Origin of the sequence: Flavobacterium sp., from assembly GCF_049318185.1 — a bacterium.
GTDB lineage: Bacteria > Bacteroidota > Bacteroidia > Flavobacteriales > Flavobacteriaceae > Flavobacterium.
Genome location: NZ_JBMOGV010000164.1, coordinates 1 through 3645, shown reverse-complemented (window position 1 = coordinate 3645; position 3645 = coordinate 1). Strand labels below are relative to the sequence as shown.

Sequence of the window (3645 nt, the reverse complement as noted above, 5' to 3'; positions counted from 1 at the left end):
CAAAAAAACAATTCATAAAATTTGCAAAAAAGAAATGGATGAAATCTATAAAAAATAATGTTTTTGTTACCCTAATTTGTAGCCACTATTTTGCTATTATGTTCCTAGTATACTGAAACATGAACCGCCCTTTGCATAAAATAATTATTCTAACGCATATTATAAACAAACTTTTTAATTGTTGAAAAAAGGCAGCAAGTTTAACGTTGCTAACATAGTAAAGCTAGTGATTATAGTAATCATAAAAATTACCACAAGATGAAAGCGCATTGGCGAGATGTCCCAAAACACAAAAGCCACAAACGAATTTGTGGCTTAAAAATAATTACTAACTAAACTATTGCAATATTATTTTCTTGGTATTCATTAAATTATTAGAAGCATCATAGATTTTAACGAAATAAATTCCTTGACCAGACCAAGTATTTAATGGCACAACATATTGTTGGGTATTCATAGGCTGATTAAACACTTCTTGACCAAGCATGTTTGTAATTTTAATGTTCCACCCGCTTACATTAGCCAGATTGCCACAATCTATAGTGATTTGGTCATTGGCAGGATTTGGATAAATGGTAACCGTATTTTGATACGTTGGTGGATTAAAACTTAAAAAGCCTGTATTGATAACTAGCGATTGGCAAGTAGTGTCAGCATAATATAAGTTAGTTATTTCTTGTTGGGTTAAATTACGATTCCAGAAACCTATGTCGTCAATACTTCCTTTAAAAAAATATTGCAAATTATTAAATTCCAATTGTGCTCCTATAGTTAATGGTTTGTTGTCATATTCAACAGAATTTAAAGCAATATTATTAGCCACTAAAATACCATCTATAAATAATTGTTGTATATTTTGATCATCATTAAATGAATAAACAATATGATGCCATTGCTGTACACTAATGCTATTAGGTGAATTTATTAAAGTTCCATAATAACCCTGCCCCCCAACTTGTGCCGTTAAATTCCATTGAGCATTATTGTTTATAACAAGATTAATAGATTCATTGTTTTGATTTCCAAAATTTTTACATATCACTTGCTTAAAACCATTATAATCATTACCATTTATCCATGCAGATAATGTAAAAATATTTGCATGAATTGAATTATTATCTTGTACAGTAATTACATTGTCAATTCCATTAAAATTAAAGGCTGAATTAAAATTGCCATATCTATCAATAGTTAAAATAGCTCCACTATTTGTTCCATTATTTCCATTCCCACTTTCATCATTTGCATTTCCGTTGAAAGGATAATATGCAACGAGGCCATTAGTAGGAACATAGGGAGGGATCTGTCCGTAAACCCCACATAAACTGCATAAGTACAAAAAGAAGGTAATTTTTTTCATATTCTAGTTATTTTTACTTGTTAAAACTTTATTTATTAAACCTTGCGCAACAGCATAGTTACAGGGTCTCGATTTATATTCATGACTTAATTCTTTATGAGTTTCATACCAATCTCTTTTAGGAAAGCAATTATTGTTTTCTTTGTAATAATTATAAGTCAATTCAATAAATTCAGATGTGATTCTTTTCTTATTAGTTTTACTAATTTCAAATAGAATTGCCTTATCGTAACTTTTTCCATTAACTTTGGTTGAAGTAATTCCGATGTACGTATCGTATTTTCCTTTTGTTAATAGTTTGATTTTATCGTCTTTTTTAAATTCTTTGATTATTGAATCGAACATATGTATTATTTATTTGATATTTTAATTTCTATTACAAAGAAATGGAGTAGCCTATTTTTGCCACCTAAAATTCATTCCTAGAAATACTTTCTAGTATTTTTATAAAATTAAAGTATTGATTATCAATTTATATAATAAAAATAAAAAATGCCTCGAAGAAGGCATTTAGAAGTGAAATGATATTGATTTTTATTTATTTCAAAGTAAAATACAACGGATTTAACTTGATTTCTTTGATGCGTTTGTCCACTTCATTTTTTTGCATTAACACTAATGGTTTTTCGCCATCCATTACATAAGCATTTAGTTTTACAAATAAAGAGGCAAAAACCAAATCTCTTTTTTTAATAACATTGGTAAAGTTATCTAGGCTTTCTTTTTCAAAAAAACTATTGAGTTGGTTAAGTTGGATAAACGTTTTATTGTTTTGAAATAAGAAAACCACTATTTTTTCTTCTAAAGGATCTAAATTGGAAATGATTTTAGTTTTATAATACAATTTTTTTTGAGTTTGGTTAAATATAAAACACTTCCTTTTTTTGTAATTTATCCATTTATATATTCCAAAAATGAGAATAAGAATTAAAAATATTGAGAGTATCGGAACTGCATAATCTTGCCATGGAGAATAATATAATTTTTCTGATTTTACAGGATATTTTAGCAAATCATCTAAAGATATAGTTTCTAATGATAAATTTCTAGCGCCTGACAGATTGTATAAACACACTAAAGATTTGTTTTTACTATCAAAATAAGGTTTAGTTCTTAGTATTATATTTCTATTATCGAAATAGTTTATTTTATTGTCTTGAAAATCAATTTCAATAATAATATCATTTCTTACTATATATAATTTTTTTTCTGTTTGAAAGCTATAATAATTGTAAGCTGACTTTGAAATTATTTTAAGAAGGTTTTCATTATAATTTCCTAAACACTTCCATTCTAAATTGTTAAAATTTAATTCCCAAATACATGGATCTTTTTTGAAAGTTGTCATCGTTTTAGTATTCCATCCTCCAAAAATATATAGACCGTATTCATCAAAATAATACAAATTATCACTTCTTGAACTTGGAATATTTTCTCCAGATGTATTTAGCAGAAACCATTCATTTGGAGTAAAATCGTATCTAGTAATAATGTTTTTATCAGTAAATAATCCATATCCACCAAATAAGCAAATTTGATTTTTATAGGTAAAAGGAGAACTTCCATATTGGTTTTGGTGTAAAAAAGAGTTGTCAATTCTGACAATAGAGTCATTTCGGTATTCTAAAACTGGTCCACAGCCAATATGAACTAGAAATGTCTGTTTTTTAATTTTAAAATAATATCTATAATCATTTAGAGTACCAGGGTAATCAGTATGTTTTAAACGAGAAGGATTTTTCAGTTCGCCTTTGTACACTAGAGAATCGTTTACAATAGTGATGGGTTTACCAGATTTTGCATCCTGAAAAAAACAAATGTTCTCTGTTTTAGGTATGGTTTGTGACGACACAAAAGAAACAGATAGTAATGCAAATAGTGATAAAATCTTATGAATCATGAGGATTTTTTATACAAATGTAATAGTATACCTCCTTTTTTAGTAAAATAAATTAATGGAATATATATTCGGGTGTATTTTTCCTTGAAAATTAATCCAACAATACGAAAAAATTATCCAGCTTAGCTAACTATTCATTTTTGTAACTACTTTTCGCAAATGTTTCCTGACTTTATGCAGCGTGAGGCAAGTGCTAAATTGAGTGAAAAAACAGTATAACATAAAAAAATCAGTCTGAACCTATCAAAGACAAAAAAGATCTTTCGACAAGCTCAGACTGACATACTACTACTGTAAGCTGATTATTTTAAAAAAACCAAAAGGGTAATTTTATAATTTGTTATCCGTTTTCTTTATGATTTTCTGAATACGTTTGTTTAAATCT

3 protein-coding genes are annotated in these 3645 nt (G+C 27.4%); all 3 read right to left on the bottom strand.

Translation table 11 applies throughout. The features are described 5' to 3' along the window. Positions 1-337: 337 nt before the first annotated feature. On the bottom strand, positions 338-1360 hold the full coding sequence (locus ACOYLT_RS10850; RefSeq protein ID WP_422853866.1) for a LamG-like jellyroll fold domain-containing protein: 1023 nt from the start codon (positions 1358-1360) through the stop codon (positions 338-340). Positions 1361-1363: 3 nt separating this feature from the next. Then, positions 1364-1705 (bottom strand): hypothetical protein, encoded by a 342-nt coding sequence (locus ACOYLT_RS10845; RefSeq protein ID WP_422853865.1) that lies wholly within the window; start codon positions 1703-1705, stop codon positions 1364-1366. Positions 1706-1898: 193 nt separating this feature from the next. Continuing rightward, complete coding sequence (locus tag ACOYLT_RS10840) at positions 1899-3260, bottom strand: hypothetical protein (RefSeq protein ID WP_422853864.1); 1362 nt, start codon at positions 3258-3260, stop codon at positions 1899-1901. Between the last annotated feature and the right edge of the window lie 385 nt (positions 3261-3645).

Coding starts and splice junctions, on each gene's coding strand:
- ACOYLT_RS10850 (WP_422853866.1), bottom strand. CDS start 1,360: ATGAAAAAAATTACCTTCTTTTTGTACTTATGCAGTTTATGTGGGGTT.
- ACOYLT_RS10845 (WP_422853865.1), bottom strand. CDS start 1,705: ATGTTCGATTCAATAATCAAAGAATTTAAAAAAGACGATAAAATCAAA.
- ACOYLT_RS10840 (WP_422853864.1), bottom strand. CDS start 3,260: ATGATTCATAAGATTTTATCACTATTTGCATTACTATCTGTTTCTTTT.